General features: G+C 65.9%; 16 protein-coding genes. 2 read left to right on the top strand and 14 right to left on the bottom strand.

The annotated features are described in order from the left end of the window. Positions 1-29: 29 nt before the first annotated feature. The 5 genes from GFY24_RS16440 to GFY24_RS16460 all read right to left on the bottom strand — a co-directional run bounded on the left by GFY24_RS16440 (position 30) and on the right by GFY24_RS16460 (position 5,331). Positions 30-1,271 carry a class I SAM-dependent methyltransferase gene (locus GFY24_RS16440; RefSeq protein WP_153805937.1) on the bottom strand — a complete coding sequence of 414 codons (1,242 nt, stop codon included), beginning with the start codon at positions 1,269-1,271 and terminating at the stop codon, positions 30-32. Positions 1,272-1,290: 19 nt separating this feature from the next. After that, positions 1,291-2,268 carry a class I SAM-dependent methyltransferase gene (locus tag GFY24_RS16445; RefSeq protein WP_153805938.1) on the bottom strand — a complete coding sequence of 326 codons (978 nt, stop codon included), beginning with the start codon at positions 2,266-2,268 and terminating at the stop codon, positions 1,291-1,293. Between the two features lie 48 nt (positions 2,269-2,316). Beyond that, positions 2,317-3,084: an enoyl-CoA hydratase-related protein gene (locus tag GFY24_RS16450; protein ID WP_309230934.1), complete on the bottom strand. Its 768-nt coding sequence runs from the start codon at positions 3,082-3,084 to the stop codon at positions 2,317-2,319. Positions 3,085-3,263: 179 nt separating this feature from the next. Beyond that, positions 3,264-4,103 (bottom strand): NUDIX hydrolase, encoded by an 840-nt coding sequence (locus tag GFY24_RS16455; protein ID WP_375336054.1) that lies wholly within the window; start codon positions 4,101-4,103, stop codon positions 3,264-3,266. Positions 4,104-4,113: 10 nt separating this feature from the next. Further along, positions 4,114-5,331, bottom strand: coding sequence for an MFS transporter (locus tag GFY24_RS16460; protein WP_194852897.1), 1,218 nt, complete (start codon positions 5,329-5,331; stop codon positions 4,114-4,116). A 74-nt stretch (positions 5,332-5,405) separates the two neighbouring features. On the opposite strand from GFY24_RS16460, the gene GFY24_RS16465 reads away from it, so the two are divergent. After that, positions 5,406-6,278 carry a LysR family transcriptional regulator gene (locus GFY24_RS16465; protein WP_309230936.1) on the top strand — a complete coding sequence of 291 codons (873 nt, stop codon included), beginning with the start codon at positions 5,406-5,408 and terminating at the stop codon, positions 6,276-6,278. Between the two features lies 1 nt (position 6,279). Here the strand turns inward: GFY24_RS16465 and GFY24_RS16470 are convergent, their stop codons facing one another. The 8 genes from GFY24_RS16470 to ctaD all read right to left on the bottom strand — a co-directional run bounded on the left by GFY24_RS16470 (position 6,280) and on the right by ctaD (position 13,637). Then, entirely contained in the window at positions 6,280-6,732 is a 453-nt protein-coding gene (locus GFY24_RS16470) for a MoaF N-terminal domain-containing protein (RefSeq protein ID WP_153805939.1), read from the bottom strand. Positions 6,733-6,887: 155 nt separating this feature from the next. Next, positions 6,888-7,721: an ABC transporter ATP-binding protein gene (locus GFY24_RS16475; protein ID WP_153805940.1), complete on the bottom strand. Its 834-nt coding sequence runs from the start codon at positions 7,719-7,721 to the stop codon at positions 6,888-6,890. 25 nt (positions 7,722-7,746) lie between these two features. Further along, on the bottom strand, positions 7,747-8,010 hold the full coding sequence (locus tag GFY24_RS16480) for a hypothetical protein (RefSeq protein ID WP_153805941.1): 264 nt from the start codon (positions 8,008-8,010) through the stop codon (positions 7,747-7,749). A 135-nt stretch (positions 8,011-8,145) separates the two neighbouring features. Beyond that, positions 8,146-8,901, bottom strand: a complete 756-nt coding sequence (locus tag GFY24_RS16485; protein WP_228566385.1) for an aminoacyl-tRNA hydrolase — start codon at positions 8,899-8,901, stop codon at positions 8,146-8,148. A 71-nt stretch (positions 8,902-8,972) separates the two neighbouring features. After that, a complete protein-coding gene (locus tag GFY24_RS16490; RefSeq protein WP_194852898.1) occupies positions 8,973-9,425 on the bottom strand; it encodes a protease inhibitor I42 family protein in 453 nt (150 codons plus the stop codon). A 95-nt stretch (positions 9,426-9,520) separates the two neighbouring features. After that, positions 9,521-10,750, bottom strand: a complete 1,230-nt coding sequence (gene serB, locus GFY24_RS16495; protein ID WP_153805944.1) for a phosphoserine phosphatase SerB — start codon at positions 10,748-10,750, stop codon at positions 9,521-9,523. Between the two features lie 108 nt (positions 10,751-10,858). Next, positions 10,859-11,806 (bottom strand): nitronate monooxygenase family protein, encoded by a 948-nt coding sequence (locus tag GFY24_RS16500; RefSeq protein WP_153805945.1) that lies wholly within the window; start codon positions 11,804-11,806, stop codon positions 10,859-10,861. A gap of 91 nt (positions 11,807-11,897) precedes the next feature. Further along, the gene (gene ctaD, locus GFY24_RS16505; protein ID WP_309230937.1) at positions 11,898-13,637 is read right to left on the bottom strand and encodes a cytochrome c oxidase subunit I; all 1,740 of its coding nucleotides are present in this window, start codon (positions 13,635-13,637) and stop codon (positions 11,898-11,900) included. Positions 13,638-13,824: 187 nt separating this feature from the next. Between ctaD and GFY24_RS16510 the strand changes: the two genes are divergently transcribed. Beyond that, the gene (locus tag GFY24_RS16510) at positions 13,825-14,931 is read left to right on the top strand and encodes an ABC transporter substrate-binding protein (protein ID WP_153805946.1); all 1,107 of its coding nucleotides are present in this window, start codon (positions 13,825-13,827) and stop codon (positions 14,929-14,931) included. An 80-nt stretch (positions 14,932-15,011) separates the two neighbouring features. On the opposite strand, the gene nrdF is transcribed toward GFY24_RS16510, so the two are convergent. Then, entirely contained in the window at positions 15,012-15,974 is a 963-nt protein-coding gene (gene nrdF, locus GFY24_RS16515; protein WP_309230938.1) for a class 1b ribonucleoside-diphosphate reductase subunit beta, read from the bottom strand. Between the last annotated feature and the right edge of the window lie 71 nt (positions 15,975-16,045).

Below are 16,045 nucleotides of genomic sequence, written 5' to 3' on the forward strand. Positions count from 1 at the left end.
CCGGTAGGTGAGGTCGGGCGGGGGTCGGATTATGGAGTGGCGCAGAGGAAGACCGTGGCGGTTTTACCTATGCGGGTGATTACCAGCGAATGAGGTTGGGTGCCACGGGGTTTGAGTTTGGCGCGGAGGGCGTCGGGGTCGAGGTCTACGCCTCGGGTGAGGATTTCCAGGGGGCCGCAATCGCGGCGGTGGAGTTCGGCGCGGAGGGGTTTTTCGCGGAAGTCCATGCGATCGAGGATTCGGAAGCCGCGCATGCCGGCGGGGACCGTATCGCCGGTGAGGTAGGCGATGCGGGGATCCAGTTGCCAGAGGCCGTGTTTCGCGGCGTAGTGGCGGACCAGGCCCGCGCGGACGACCGCGCCGTCCGGGTCGATGATCCACTCCCCCGGTGCGCGGTCGGGGATGTCGTCGGGCAGCGTGTCCGTGAGGATTTCAGGCACGCGGCTGCTGGAAAGGACTGTGGCGCGGCGGGCTACGCCGGATTCGGCCAAACCCGGTGACCACAGGCAGGCTTCGCGGACCGCACCGTCGAGGGAGGCGACCTCGATCTCCCCCGCCCAGGCGAGTTTGTCGAAATCCAATCCGGGGGCGCACTTTACGGCCAGATCTCGGCCCACGTAGGCATCGAGAAGATCCGGGAGTGGCGGTTGCAGTTTCGCCGGGTCATGGGTGCGGCGGCCGTCCGCGCGGCGGGCCGGATCGGCGATCACCACCTCGGCGGTGCTGCACGGCCGCAAGGCATCGGCCTTGGCCAGCAGCACATTTCGAGCACCGCCGACCCGAGTGGTTCTCGGATCACCGGCCGAATCGATTGCCGCGGAGCCGAATTCACGCGCATCCAGGCTGCGCACTCCCAGATTATGCGCGGCTATCGCCAACCGAACGTCGTCCAGATCACTGCCGATCACCGCCGGGCAGACTCGCGCCAATTCCGCGAGTTCCGCTCCGATGGAACAGGTTACGTCGTGGACGGTGCGACCCTTCAAGCGTTCGGCGCGGTGCCGCGCGACCACGGTCGGGGTGGCCTGTTGCAGGGCGTCGTCGGTGAAGAGCCACTCCCCCGCGTCGGCGAGTTTGGCGGTGGAGCGGCGGCGCAGGCGGACGGTCTCCACGAGCGCGGCGGCACGGTCGCCGTGGGCACGCCGCAGCTTGTCCAGATCGGACAGCATCGATGTGGAGGTGAGCGCGAATGCGCCTACCTCGGCCAGCGCGGCCACTCCGGCCGCGCTGCCCAGGTAGGCGACATCATCGCGAGAAAAGGCGTAGCCCATGGGGTTTCGCCGCGAGTTCCTACTTGGCCGAGACGCCGGGCTTCACGCCGGTGATCATGGCGTTGTAGAAGAACCGGCGGGGCACGATATGCCGCATGACCTTCTCGTCCAGCCAGCTGAAGCCCAGCCACGCGCGGTACTGCGCCATGCGGTAGCGGGGGGTCAGCTTGTCGGCGGGGACGGCGGCCTCGAAGGTGCGCACCGGCCAACCCCACAGGGCGGCGGCGAACTCTTCGGTCTTGGCCTGTACCTCGACGGCGCCGGCGCTGCGGGCCATGGCCTCGAGGTCCGACGGATCGAAGGTGTGCAGGTCGACGACGGCCTCGAGGGCGGCCGCGCGCGAGGACTCGTCCAGCTCCTCCTGCGGGCGGCGCCAATCCTTGAGGAACGGCAGCTTGGTGATCTCGGTGGTGACCTTCCAGGTCGCCTGGCCGAGGCGGCGCGCGTAGATATTGCCGATGGTGGTCGGCTCACCCGCGAAGACGAAACGGCCACCCGGCTTGAGCACGCGCAGGCACTCCTTGAGCGCCAGTTCGACATCCGGAATGTGGTGCAGCACAGCGTGTCCGCACACCAGGTCGAAGGTGTCGTCCTCGTACGGGATGGTCTCGGCGTCGGCGACGCGGCCGTCCACATCCAGGCCCAGGTGCTGGCCGTTACGGGTGGCGACCTTGACCATGCCCGGGGACAGGTCGGTGACCGAACCACGCTTGGCGACACCGCCCTGCATGAGGTTCAGCAGGAAGAAGCCGGTGCCGCAACCGAGTTCGAGAGCCCGCTCGTACGGCAGCTGCGCATCCGGCACGACCGCGTCGAAGCGGCCGCGCGCGTATTCGATACAACGCTCGTCATAGGAGATGGACCATTTGTCGTCGTAGGTCTCTGCTTCCCAGTCGTGGTAGAGCACCTGCGCGAGCTTGTTGTCGGAGTACGCGGCCTGGACCTCCGCCTCGGTGGCGTGCGGGTTCGGCGCGGGGTCTTCAGGACGAACGGTCATAACAGGGCAGCCTAATGAATACCCCGGTGGGACCGGTTATCGGCCCGGCTAACGGCCTGTGAACGAGGCCGCACCCGGACCGTCGGCCAAATAAGAACGTGTTCCAACCTGCTGATCTTCGGAACCGAACAGTCCGGCCCATTCGGTGCGGGCGCGATCATGGCCGTGCGTGCCCGCTTCGAAGACGCGCTTGGCCGCGGCGAGCGCGAGGGCCGGACCGCCGGTGAATTGGCGCGCCCAGCGCAGCGCGAATTCCAGAACATTGTCGGGGGGCACGACCTCGTCGACCAGGCCGAGCTTCTCGGCTTCCTCGGCATCGACGAAGCGGCCGCTGTAAACCAGGTCCTTGGCGGCGGACGGGCCGATGAGCAGACTCAAGCGGCGAATACCGGCGACCGGGATCAGCCCCGCTTTGATTTGCGGCAGACCCAGTTTCACGTTGTCGCCGATTATGCGGCGATCGGCACCTAGAGCGAGTTCCAGTCCCGAGCCCAGCGCATAGCCGCTGATGGCCGCGACGGTCGGCTGTGGGATGCGCGCCAGGCAGCTCAGCGCGGCCTGGAAATCCGAGACCACGGCCTGCGCCTGCTCGGGGGTGAACCCGGCCAGTTCGGCCATCTCGTCGCCGGCGGAGAACACTCGCTCATCGCCGTAGACGACCACAGCGGAGATTCCCGGATCGGTCGCGATCTCCGCGGCGGCGGCCGCGACCTCCAATGCTACCTGCAGATCGATCAGATTCATCGGCGGGCGCGCGATTCGGAGAACGGCAACGCCCTCCGCCACACCCCGGTCCACGGTCACGAATTCGGCCACAGCGGTCACCCTACTGGTGGAGGTCGGTGGGGACTTCGCCCCCACACCCCATAACGGACATACCCGGTCTGCCCCCGAACTCCCGCCTGGTCCGGGTCGTACGAGCCGCTGTGCCGCAAGCTATTGCGAGCAGCGGCTCGGCGACCGGACAGTTACGGCGCACCCGGAGAGCGGGTCAGCTACTCCGGCCGTTGCGACCCGCGCAGGCGGGCGTTATCGGGCAGATCGGCGAAGTAGCGGTCGGCCTGCGGGAAGGCCAGCGCAGGCTGGGCGTCGGGGTTGTACACCGGCATGATCGGGTCGATCGTGCGGGTGGCTTCGAGAATCGCCGCGGTGGAGGCGAATTCGCGCAGCGCGTCCAGCTGGGTCCAGGTGGGCGGGAGCAGCACGTCCAGGCCCTGCTGCCAGCGGGCAATGGCCTCGTCGGGCGTGCACCAGGTGACGACGTCGGCCTCGGTGGTCGCACCGTCGGCGAGCTGACCCTCGGGCAGGACCGCCACGAAGAAGCGGGTGTCGTAGCGGCGCGGCTCGATCTCGGGGGTGATCCAGTTGTCCCAGGGGCGCAGCAGATCGGTGCGCAGCACCAGCTTTTCGCGGGTCAGGAATTCGGCGAAGGAGAGTTCGCGGCGCTCGAGCTGTCCACGCGCCTCGGCGTAGACGGAGGTGTCGGAGACGACCGAATCGGCGGTCGGGCCCGCGAGCAGGACGCCGCACTCCTCGAAGGTCTCACGCACGGCGGCGCATACGAGGGTCTGCGCGCGCCCGGCATCGGTGCCGAAACGCTCCGCCCACCAAGCGGGTTCGGGCCCGGCCCAGTCGAGGGTGACCGAGGCGTCGGAGCGGTCCACACCGCCGCCCGGGAATACCGTCATACCGGCGGCGAACGCCATACCTACGACACGGCGCTGCAGGAACACCTCGGGGCCACGTGCGCCGTCACGCACCAGCATCACCGTGGAGGCGTCCTTGACGGGCGCGCTGGTGGGCTGGGCAACGGGCTGGGCAACGGTCTCACTCACCTTTCGCACCCTAACGGTTGCTAGGGCATCTGGCGAACATCGCCCACAGGGCGAGCGCGAGCAGCGTCGCGCCGGCGCCGATCCCGCAGATAAGACCCCATCCACCGGCCTGATACGCCGAACCCGCGGTCACCGAACCGGCCACCCCGCCCAGGAAGTAGGCGACCATGTACGCCGTGGTGAGCCTGCTGCGCGCGGCCGGATCGAGCGCGTAAATGGCGCTCTGATTGGACAATTGGATGCCCTGCACACCGAAATCGAAGACCAGCAGGGCGATGATCAGCACCCACACATTGCTGCCACCCCAGGCCAGCAGACCCCATCCGGCCAGGACGGCGAGCCACACCAGCGTGGTGACGGCGCGCAGCTTTCCGTGATCGGCCGACCGGCCCACCAGTGGCGCGCCCAGCGCACCCGTCACACCGGCGAGACCGAACAGGCCGATGACGAACTCCGAGTAGTGATACGAACTCGACCCCGCGAGCAGGAACGCCAACCCCGTCCACATGCCCGAAAAGCACGCCATGGCAAGGAATCCCAGCACCATGCGCTGCCGCAGCACCGCATGCCGACGAATCAGCACCAGCACCGACGCGAGCACCTCGAGATAGCGTTCCTCGGTCGCCGCCCGTCCGGTCGCGGGCGCGAGCAGATACACGCTCACCGACATGACGAGCTGAATTCCCGCGGCCACCAGCAGCACCCCACGCCATCCGGCGAATTCGGCGATGGCCCCGGAAAGCACGCGGGACAACAGGATTCCCAGCAGCAGCCCGCTCATCACGGTGCCGACGATCTCGCCCCGCTTATGCGGATCGGCCAGCGCCGAGGACCACGGCACCACCACCTGCGCCGCCGACGCCGCGACACCGGTGGCGAACACGCCCAGCAGCAGTAGCGGCAGATTCGGCGCGGCGGCGGAAAGCCCCAGCGCCACAAACGAAATCGCGAGCAGTCCGGGCACCATGCGCCGCCGCTCCAGGAAATCACCGAGCGGCACCAGCAGCGCGATACCGCTGAGATAACCCACCTGCGCCGCACTGACCAGCAGCGCGGCGGTCACCGTCGACACCCGCAGATCCCCCGCGACCTGACTCAGCAACGGCTGGAGGTAATAGAGACAGGCTGCGGACGAACCCGCGGCGACCGCGAACACCAGCACGGTGAGCCGAGTCAGCGGCATGGTCGCGGTATCGGGACGGGCAGGCGAAATAGTCACGGTAGTCATCGTCCGACCTCGGCGCGATCAATGGAAGCGATGAGTTTTGATGTGCCCATCTATGAAATAGCTAGGATCGTGCCGTGGAGATTCGTCAGATCGAATGTTTTCTGGCCTGTCAGGAGCATCGCTCGTTCACCGCGGCGGCGCGCAGTCTGAATCTCGTGCAGTCGGCGGTATCCACCAGTGTGGCGAAGCTCGAACGCGAACTCGGGGCGCGGCTCTTCGATCGCACACCGCGCGGGCTCGAGCTCACCGATGCCGGACGTGCGGCGGTGATGCCGGCGCGAAATATGTTGCGGGCGCGGCTGGAAATCGCCGATGGGATCGATCGGGCGCGGGGGCAGGTGCGGGGTGAGGTGGTGATAGGGAATCTGATGAATATCCATACCCTGGATTTGGCGAGCGTTATCGCCGACCTGCGCGGGCGGTACCCGGAGGTGACTTTGCAAATGCGGCAGGATATTTCGGGGGTGAGCGGGAATATCGCGGGGCTGCGGGACGGGAGTCTGGAGATCGCGCTGGTGGCGGGAGTGAGCACGGAGATCGCCGGATTGCGGCTGTATCCGATCAGTTCCGAGAGCATTGTGCTGTGTACCGCGCCCGGACATCCGCTGGCGGGCCGACCGTTCGGCGCGGCCGATCTCGATGGCATCCGATTCATCGACTTCGCACCGGGCTGGGGTATTCGCGGAATAGCCGACGACTTGTTTCCGGCCCGCCGCAGTGTGATCGAGGTGGCGGATCAGATATTCGCATTGGAGTTGGCGGCCAAGGACTTCGGCGTGCTGCTGGTGCCGCGTTCGGTCGCCGAAACCACCGATGCCACGGTCTTCGCCGAGCGCGCGGGCGCACCCATTCCGTGGCATCTGGCGATCGCGCACGACGCGCAGCGCACTCCGTCCAATGCGGCGCGCACGGTCATCGACGCGCTGTGCCGCTGCCGGCGCGAATGAGTCAATCGGTCAAGTGCACTGACCCGCTGCGGGTTTCGATCGTCATGGACGCATTGGGTTCGTCAGGACGCGACCAGGTGCCCCGCACCTTGCCGGTGCGGTAGTCCTGCACCTGGCTGATTACCGAGCCGGTCGCGTCATCGGTCCAGGTGACCAGGAAGATGCCCGGCGCGACGGCTTCCACCGCCACCGGCGAGGTGGTCTTGCGGCCGGTATCGGCCGCCACATAGGTGAGGGTGCGGCCGTCGCCGCCGAAGGTCGCGGTGCCCCCGGACCCACTGTCATAGGTGAGTTGCACGGTCTTGCCGACCAATTCCGCGGGAAGCGCCGCGGGTGCCACACCTTCCGCCGATTCCGAGGGCGAAAGTTTATGCGGCGGCGCGGGATCGGCGGCGCAGGCCGCCACCGCCAGTGACACCGCCAGCAGCGCGACGATTCCGAGTGTGCGACCCATCCCCTGCTCCCTCCACCCACGCCGAAAATTCGCCAGCGGGTGGCGAAACGTCGGCGATTGCATCGACACACCAGTTCAACGCTTAAACCGGAGATATTGCCGACAGTTTGCCCGTTCTGGACAAACGATGCAATGGCAGCGCGCCGCAGAAAGATTCAGCGATTGCGATGACGTCCGAAACGCTGTGCGCGGCGGGCGAAATACCGTCCGTCGATCCGATCCAATGCGATCGACTGCCGGAATGCCTCGCTCAGATTGTCGGCGGTCAGTACATCGGTGAGCAGGCCCTGCGCCACCACACTGCCCTCATTGAGCAGCAGGCCGTGCGTGAATCCGGGCGGAATCTCCTCCACGTGATGGGTGACCAGCACGGTCGCGGGTGCGTCCGGATCGGCGGCCAGATCCCCCAGCCGCTCCACCAACTCCTCGCGCCCACCCAGATCCAGTCCGGCGGCGGGCTCGTCGAGTAGTAGCAGTTCCGGGTCGGTCATGAGCGCACGGGCGATGAGCACCCGCTTGCGCTCCCCCTCGGACAGCGTCCCGTAGGCGCGATCGGAAAGGTGTTCGGCCCCCAGGCTTTCCAGAATATCCACGGCGCGATCGGTATCCATCGCGTCATAGCGTTCGCGCCAGCGACCCATGACCGCGTATCCGGCGGAGACCACCAGATCGGAGACCTTCTCATCCACCGGCACCCGTCCGGCGACCGCGGCCGAGGACAATCCGATCCGCGGTTTCAGCTCATTGATATCCACCTTGCCCAGGGTCTCCCCCAGCAGGTTGGCCTCGCCGGACGTCGGATACATCTCGGCGGCGGCCATCCGCAGCAATGATGTCTTACCGGCCCCGTTGGGGCCCAGCACTACCCAGCGTTCGTCGAGCTCCACCTGCCAGGTGACTGGGCCGACGAGCGTATGGCCCGAGCGTCGGACGGTGACATCGTTGAAGTCGATGAGCAGATCGGGATCCGGTTGCGGCACGGGGTCCATCTTGGCCCACCGCCCTGGACGTTCGTCAACGTGGTGGGAAAACTCGATGCGTGTCACTTTCTTCCGCACCGAATCCGGACGTGAATTCACCGGTGCGGCGGTCGATTTCGAGGCGGTGTGGGGATAGTTCGGGGTCGTCGGGGCTGCGCGCATGCCCGTCTCGGCGTGTTCGCGTCTCGCCGCGGCCGCGCGCGTCGTCGCTCGTGGACCGGAACATGCGTGCCAGGAGCAGTGCCGCCGGGATCGAGAGCACCACCCATACGATGAGAACAACCAGCAGTGTCGTCATAGTCGTGTTTCCTCCTGCGGAAACTCGTGCACCGATCCTTCTCCTGCAGTTCGGTGAAGTCGATACCTCAGCACACATGGGCCACTGTTCCGACCGAGCGGTTCGTGGCATGGACAGCTGTCGGCATCCGCCGATTCAGTTCATCTGCACCGCGATCACGGTCATCGATCCCGGCGCCACCTCGGTGAATCCGGCATCGCGTACCGCGACAGCGCTACCCTCGGCCACCCGGCGCTGTAGCTGAGCCCAGTGCTGTGGATCGGCCTCGGCTACATTGCATCGGAAACCGCGCGCGGACCAGGCGTGCGCCTGCTGCACCGGCATGAAACCGGCCAACAGCATGCTCGCATGCCCGACCTGCGCGGCGGCCTTACCCACAGTCATACCCAATTCCGAATTCACCCATAGCGTCGGATACCCGCCAATGATCGAATTCGGTTCATCGGCCTCCAATTCGGTGCCGCCGATCTGTAAGCGTTTGATCCGCGGATCGATTTCGCCGACCGCACCGGGCACCAGCGCCCGGGCCTGCGCGCCCTCGAATTCGACTGTCACACCATCCACATCCTGCGCGGCCAGCCATTGCGTGCCCCGAGCGCGCCTGGCCACCTTCCGAATTCGCGATCGCTTCCAGGTGAGATAACGCTCCTCCCATTCACCGTCCGGCCCGACCCGCTCGTCCAGGCAGAGCTCCACCACCGCGGATGCGGCGGCGGCCAGCAACGCATTTCGTCGTGGCGGATCGGCTTTGGGGATGTGCAACACCATCTGCATCGCCTGTACCAGCGTCGGATCCGCCGGATCGCCGCCACCGCCGTAGCCCCGCGCCAACTCCGCATGCCTGGCCACGAACCCGGCATCGATGGTGGACTCCACGCTGGACACCGGCATCACGCTCCTCATCAAACCGACAACTCTGAGCCAGAGTAACGAAATCCCGAAAATAGCTGAGCCGAACCCGATTACGTGACGTTCAGGTTCAGCGTGAAGCGTTCGGCCGGCTCGATCCCCTGCTCCCAGGGGCGGCGGTACTCCAATACCAGGCGGGTCGCGCCGGGCGCCCGCGCGGTGAAGCGCCAGATGGAGGTGCCACCGACGCCGACCATGTCCCGGGGGCTCGCGTCCTGCTCGTACTCCGCGCCACCGTCCTGCCGGACCATGCTCTGATCCAATTGGGTCAGCTCCCACAGGTATCCGGTGGAGGGATTGGCGGTCAGGCGCACGGTCAAACCCTGGCCGATCGCCAGCGGAATATCCTTGCCGTCCTGATCTTTACCCGCCGTCACCGGCTCGGACACGTGCTGGGCGGCGGAAGTGGTTGTCGTGGGCGGCACTTCATTCGGATTGGCATTATTGCCGCAGCCGGTCAATGCCAGCCCGAGCATCACTACCGCCAGCGGTGTGCGCACCCACACGGACAGCCTCCCATCGTCGTGGCCGGACAGTGCGGACCACGCTACCGACGGGAGGGCCGCCGATCGTGCAGGCGGCCCAACGCGTTTCGCGGTTTCTAGCGGGGCAGCGGCACCCGGCGCACACCGCCGTCGCGGGCATCGGCGGCCTCGACCTCTTCGCGAGTGACACCGAGGATGAACAGCACGGCGTCCAGGAAGGGGTGCGAGAGTGCGGCATCGGCGACCTCGCGCAGCGCGGGCTTGGCATTGAACGCGATACCGAGGCCGGCCGCGTTCAGCATGTCGATGTCATTCGCGCCGTCACCGACCGCGACCGTCTGCTCCATGGCCACACCGGATTCCGCGGCGAACCGACGCAGCATGACGGCCTTGGCGGCCCGATCCACGATCTCGCCGACCACACGACCGGTGAGCTTGCCGTCGACGATCTCGAGCGTATTGGCCTGCACGAAATCCAATTCCAGTTCGTGCGCGAGGGGTTCGATCACCTGACGGAAACCGCCGGAGACGACGCCGCAGCGGAAACCCATGCGGCGCAAGGTGCGAATGGTGGTACGCGCGCCCGGGGTCAGCTCGATCTTGTCGGCCACCTCGTCGATGACCGAGGCATCCAGGCCCGCGAGGGTGGCCACGCGCTGGCGCAGCGATTCGGCGAAATCGATTTCACCGCGCATGGCGGCCTCGGTAACGGCCCGGACCTCTTCCTCGACACCGGCGTGCGCGGCCAGCATTTCGATGACCTCGCCCTGGATCAGCGTCGAGTCCACGTCGAACACGATGAGCCGCTTGGAGCGTCGCGCCAGACCGGCGCGCTCGACGGCGATATCCACGCTCTCCTTGGCGGCCACCACGGCCAGCATGGTGCGCAGGGTGGTCTCGGTATCCGCGTCCGGGGACGGCACGGTGACCATGAGTTCCAGACCGGTCACCGGATAATCGGCGATACCGCGAATGGAGTCGATATTGACGCGCTGCTCGGCGAGCTTGCGTGAGATGGCGCTGAAGGCGCGGGCGGTGACCGGGGAACCCAGCACCACGATCGCGTGCGTGGAGAGCCGCGCACCGGCGACCGAGTTCGCGCCGATCTCGACATCGACATTCATGCCGACGCTGGCCATGGCGTCCTCGAGCTGATCCTGCAGTGCCTCGGGATCGGTGGGACACGACACCAGCACGCCCAGAGTGAGGCGGCCGCGGATCACGACCTGCTCGACATCGAGCAGGCTGACCGCATTATTGGAGAGTGCCGTGAGGAGCACCGATGTCACGCCCGGCTTGTCAGGTCCGGTAACAGTGACCAGAACCGTCGTCTGAGACGTGCTCAATGAAACTCCTATATCTCGCGACCAAACTCCCCCGCCTCAGCACGCGGCGGCGCACATCATTCTGTCAGGCGAGACCGGTTGCGGTCGCGCCGCCCGCCGTCGCGGGCATCACAGCAAGTTCGCGGCACCCGAGCACAAGTCGGTGAGCACCTGCGCGACCGGGCGGACCTCGGTCACCGCGCCGACACCGGTCCCGGCATCGATCGGGACGATGTCGGGGTCGTCGGCGAGGCGAGCGGCATGTAAGGCCGCGCGAGCCGCTTCGGGAAGTTTGTCGCCGAGACCCGACCATCGGTCGGTAAAGGCATTGCGCAGCACTCGCGCCGGGAACTGTGCCGGCCACGGCAATCCCATGGCCACATCGAAGACCCTGGTGACAACGGTGTCCTGCGACTTCGCCGCGAGCAATGCGCGGCGGTCGGTCTCGGAAAGCATGGATTCCGTGCACGCGGCCAGGCGGGTGCCCAGCCACACTCCGCTCGCCCCGGCGGCCAGCGCCACGGCAATATCTTGCGAGGTGGCGATACCGCCCGCTGCGAGTACCGGCACCGGTACCTCGGCTACAACGGCCTGCAACAGGGACAGCGTCGGCACCTCGACCGCACCGTGTCCCCCACCCTCCAAACCCCGCGCGACCAGCACATCGACTCCGGCATCCTGCGCGCGATGCGCATCCTCGATGCTGTAAACCTGTGTCGCCGCGCGGATTCCGGCCTCATGAACGGCACGCACCCAGGACAGATCGGTCCCGAAACTCACCGAGATCAACGTGGGCCGGGCAGCGATGGCGGCGGGCAGCAGCCCCGCTTCGGCGCGAATCACCCAGTCCACCAAGCCGATTCCGAATGATCCGGGCACACCGTCGAGATGTGGCAACTCCCGCTCGAGCGCGGCCACCGACCCCGCGCTCCCCATACCGATCATCCCGAGCCCACCGGCACGAGTGACCGCCGCCGCGAGCCGACCGCCCGCGACACCACCCATGGGCGCGTTGACCACGGGCAATCGCAGTCCGTTCGCCCGTGACCAGGCGGTGGACAGTTCCGGCTCCGACATCGGATTCCTTTCGGTCACTCCGCATTTCCATACCGGAAGACGACCGCGGCGGCCGTCAGAAGACGACCGCCGCGGTGGGTATTGCGCTGTGCTACTTGGACACGCTGTCCTGCAGCTCGTGCACGGTGTGGGACTTGGTGCCCCAGCCGACATGGGCCTCGGCGCGCATGCGCTCGACCATGTGCGGGTAGTGCAGCTCGAACGCGGGACGCTCGGAGCGGACCCGGGGCAGCTCGTAGAAGTTGTGCCGCGGCGGCGGGCAGGAGGTCGCCCACTCCAGCGAGTTGCCGTAGCCCCACGGATCGTCGACCGTGACGACCTCGCCGTAGCGGTAGGACTTGAAGACGTTCCAGATGAACGGCAGCATGGACGAACCCAGGATGAAGGCACCGATCGTGGAGATGGTGTTCAGGGTCGTGAAGCCGTCGGTCGGCAGGTAGTCGGCGTAGCGACGCGGCATGCCCTCGTTGCCCAGCCAGTGCTGCACCAGGAAGGTGGTGTGGAAGCCGACGAGAGTCGTCCAGAAGTGCCACTTGCCCAGGCGCTCGTCCATCATGCGGCCGGTGATCTTCGGAAACCAGAAGTAGATACCCGCGAAGGTCGCGAACACGATGGTGCCGAACAGCACGTAATGGAAGTGCGCGACAACGAAATACGTGTCCGAGACATGGAAGTCGAGCGGCGGGCTCGCCAGGATGACACCCGACAGACCACCGAAGAGGAACGTCACCAGGAAGCCGATCGACCACAGCATCGGCGTCTCGAAGGTCAGCTGACCCCGCCACATGGTGCCGATCCAGTTGAAGAACTTCACGCCGGTGGGAACGGCGATCAAGAACGTCATGAACGAGAAGTACGGCAGCAGCACCGCACCGGTGGCGTACATGTGATGCGCCCACACGGCGATGGACAGCGCCGCGATACCGAGCGTCGCGTAAACCAGTGTGGTGTAACCGAAGATCGGCTTACGGCTGAAGACCGGGAAGATCTCGGAGACGATGCCGAAGAATGGCAACGCGATGATGTACACCTCCGGGTGACCGAAGTACCAGAACAAGTGCTGGTAGAGCAGTGCACCACCATTTGCCGGGTCATAGATATGACCACCCAGGTGACGGTCGTACGCCAGGCCGAACAGCGCCGCGGTCAGCAGCGGGAAGGCAAGCAGCACAAGCACACTGGTGACAGCGATATTCCAGGTGAAGATCGGCATGCGGAACATGGTCATACCGGGGCAGCGCAGGCAGACCACGGTGGTCAGCATGTTCACGCCACCGAGGATGGTGCCCAGACCGGAGACGGCCAGGCCCAGGATCCACAGGTCGGCGCCGACGCCCGGGGAGTGGACGATGTCCGACAGCGGGGTGTAGGCGGTCCAGCCGAAGTCGGCCGCACCACCCGGGGTGATGAAACCGGCGGTGGCCATGGTGCCGCCGAACAGGTACAGCCAGTAGCTGAACGCGTTCAGACGCGGGAACGCCACGTCGGGCGCGCCGATCTGCAGCGGCAGGATGATGTTGGCGAAGCCGAACACGATCGCGGTCGCGTAGAACAGCAGCATGATGGTGCCGTGCATGGTGAACAGCTGGTTGAACTGTTCCGGCGACAGGAACTGCATGCCCGGTCGCGCGAGCTCGGCACGCATCAGCAGGGCCATGAGGCCGCCGACGAGGAAGAAGGACATGGCAGTCACCAAATACATGACGCCGAGAACCTTCGGGTCCGTCGTGGTGACCATCTTGTAGATGAACGAACCCTTCGGACCCACTCGTTGCGGGTATGGCCGAGCCGCCTCCACTTGACGGACTGGCTGTGGCTCTACGGCAGTCACAAATCCTCCTGAACAGGTGCCTTCTTGTCGTTCGCACGCGGTGGTTCCGGCGTCCGGTTCGGCGCATGACGAACGACGGGGGCCTAGCGCTCCAAGGATCGTAAACCGTGCTCCCACAGGGCTCGCGGGCTGGTCCTACTCTGTGTCGTAATTGGGCGTCGCGGTCACCGGATGTACGCTGCCAGCCATGCCGGTGCGCGAGTCCGCTTCCACCCGAATCACGTTCGCCTCCACCAATGGCCCGGTGCGCCGTTTGCGCACCTGGGGCAGTGTTCTGGCCGCTGTCGCGGTGCTACCGGCGGGTCTACTCGCGGGGTGTAGCAAGGGCACGGACGATGCCATGAGCTCGATTGTGCGCACCACCACCAATATCGCCGGAGCCGGTGTGGTGGGTGTTGAGCGCGATACTCGGGCCGCGTGTGCGCTGCCGAGCGCCGCGGACGCGAGTTCGGGGACGGTCACCGTCACCCATGCCGCGGGAACCAGTGAGGTGCCCGCCGATCCGAAACGTGTCGTGGTGCTCTCCACCGCCGCCCTCGATGCCGTGTGCGCGCTGGGTCTGTGGGAGCGAGTGGTCGGTGCGGCAACGGTTTCCGGGCCCACCGCGCAACCCTCCTACCTGGGCACGGGCATCTCCCTGATTCCGGCGGTCGGTATGGTCGGCAGCCCGGACGCGGCGAAAGTGGCTGAGCTCAAACCCGATTTGATTCTCGGCGCGGCCTCGGACAGCGCGCAGTACGACGCGTTGAAGGGAATCGCGCCGACAGTGCTGGCGGGTGCGGATAACGGCTGGCAGGCCGAGTTCAGTACCTACGGCGCGGCCCTGGATCGCAAGAGCGCCGCGGCCAAGGCCCTGGACGAATATCGGATCTCGGCCCGCGATGCCGGAAACTCGGTGTCGGCCAGCCTGTCCCAGGCGTCGGTGCTGCGGTTCGATCCGAAGAGCATTCAGGTGCAGGGCAACAACAGCTTCGCCGGACTGGTGCTCGCCGATGCCGGGGTGCAGCGGCCGCAGTCCCAGCGCGGTGACTCGTTCGATGTGCCGGGACTGAGCGCGCAGGCCGATCGCGACAAGGTCGAGGGCGACATCATCTATGTGATGTTCGACGGTAAGGACGGCCAGAAGTACGCCGAATCGGTCATGCACGGTGATGACTGGAAGTCGCTGAGCGCGGTCAACGATCGTCGGGAATTCGCTGTGGCGGACAGCATTTGGCATGGTTCGGGCATCACCGCCGCGCGGGCGCTGCTCGAAGATCTGCGCAAGTCGCTCAATTCCTATGTGTCGGACTGAGTTTCGAAGCCACTGACCACAGACGAAAGCCCGGCATCCGTGAATCGGATTGCCGGGCTTCGTTTTTCAGCGAGCGGGAATTAGAACTCCCAGTCCTCGTCCTCGGTGTTCACGGCCTTGCCGATGACGTAGCTGGAGCCCGAGCCGGAGAAGAAGTCATGATTCTCATCGGCATTGGGTGACAATGCCGACAGGATCGCCGGGTTCACATCGCACTCGTCCTTGGGGAACAGGCCCTCGTAGCCGAGGTTCATCAGCGCCTTGTTGGCGTTGTAGCGCAGGAACTTCTTGACGTCCTCGGTGAGACCGACCTCGTCGTACAGATCCTGGGTGTACTCGACCTCGTTCTCGTACAGCTCGAACAGCAGCTCGAAGGTGTACGCCTTGAGCTCATCGCGCTCGGCCTGCGAGATCAGCTCCAGGCCCTTCTGGAACTTGTAGCCGATGTAGTAGCCGTGCACGGCCTCATCGCGAATGATCAGGCGGATCATGTCTGCGGTATTGGTGAGCTTGGCCCGCGAGGACCAGTGCATGGGCAGGTAGAAGCCGGAGTAGAACAGGAAGGACTCCAGCAGGGTGGAGGCCACCTTGCGCTTGAGCGGGTCCTCACCGTTGTAGTAGTCCAGCACGATCTCGGCCTTGCGCTGCAGGTTCCGATTCTCCTCGGACCAGCGGAAGGCTTCGTCGATCTCCTTGGAGGAGCAGAGCGTGGAGAAGATCTGGCTGTAGCTCTTCGCGTGCACGGACTCCATGAACGCGATATTGGTGTAGACCGCTTCCTCGTGCGGGGTCAGCGCATCCGGAATGAGGCTGACCGCGCCGACCGTGCCCTGGATGGTGTCCAGCAGGGTCAGGCCGGTGAAAACCCGCATGGTCAGCTGCTTCTCGCTGGGGGTCAGCGTGGCCCACGACGGAATGTCATTGGAGACCGGCACCTTCTCCGGCAACCAGAAGTTGCCGGTGAGTCGATCCCAGACCTCCGCGTCCTTCTCGTCCAGCACACGGTTCCAGTTGATCGCCGATACCCGACTGATCAGTTTCACGCCCGTTCACTCACCCTCTCCAGCCCACCGGCCCGTTGCAGACTTCCTTACCTTGAACACTACTACTGGTG

It is taken from the genome of Nocardia sp. SYP-A9097, from assembly GCF_009649815.1.
In the GTDB taxonomy this organism is placed as follows: domain Bacteria; phylum Actinomycetota; class Actinomycetes; order Mycobacteriales; family Mycobacteriaceae; genus Nocardia.

Bases quoted from the DNA above. Each gene is read 5' to 3' on its own strand.
- GFY24_RS16440 (WP_153805937.1), bottom strand. From the start codon at position 1,271: ATGGGCTACGCCTTTTCTCGCGATGATGTCGCCTACCTGGGCAGCGCG.
- GFY24_RS16445 (WP_153805938.1), bottom strand. From the start codon at position 2,268: ATGACCGTTCGTCCTGAAGACCCCGCGCCGAACCCGCACGCCACCGAG.
- GFY24_RS16460 (WP_194852897.1), bottom strand. From the start codon at position 5,331: ATGACTACCGTGACTATTTCGCCTGCCCGTCCCGATACCGCGACCATG.
- GFY24_RS16470 (WP_153805939.1), bottom strand. From the start codon at position 6,732: ATGGGTCGCACACTCGGAATCGTCGCGCTGCTGGCGGTGTCACTGGCG.
- GFY24_RS16475 (WP_153805940.1), bottom strand. From the start codon at position 7,721: ATGGACCCCGTGCCGCAACCGGATCCCGATCTGCTCATCGACTTCAAC.
- GFY24_RS16480 (WP_153805941.1), bottom strand. From the start codon at position 8,010: ATGACGACACTGCTGGTTGTTCTCATCGTATGGGTGGTGCTCTCGATC.
- GFY24_RS16485 (WP_228566385.1), bottom strand. From the start codon at position 8,901: ATGCCGGTGTCCAGCGTGGAGTCCACCATCGATGCCGGGTTCGTGGCC.
- GFY24_RS16500 (WP_153805945.1), bottom strand. From the start codon at position 11,806: ATGTCGGAGCCGGAACTGTCCACCGCCTGGTCACGGGCGAACGGACTG.
- GFY24_RS16510 (WP_153805946.1), top strand. From the start codon at position 13,825: ATGCCGGTGCGCGAGTCCGCTTCCACCCGAATCACGTTCGCCTCCACC.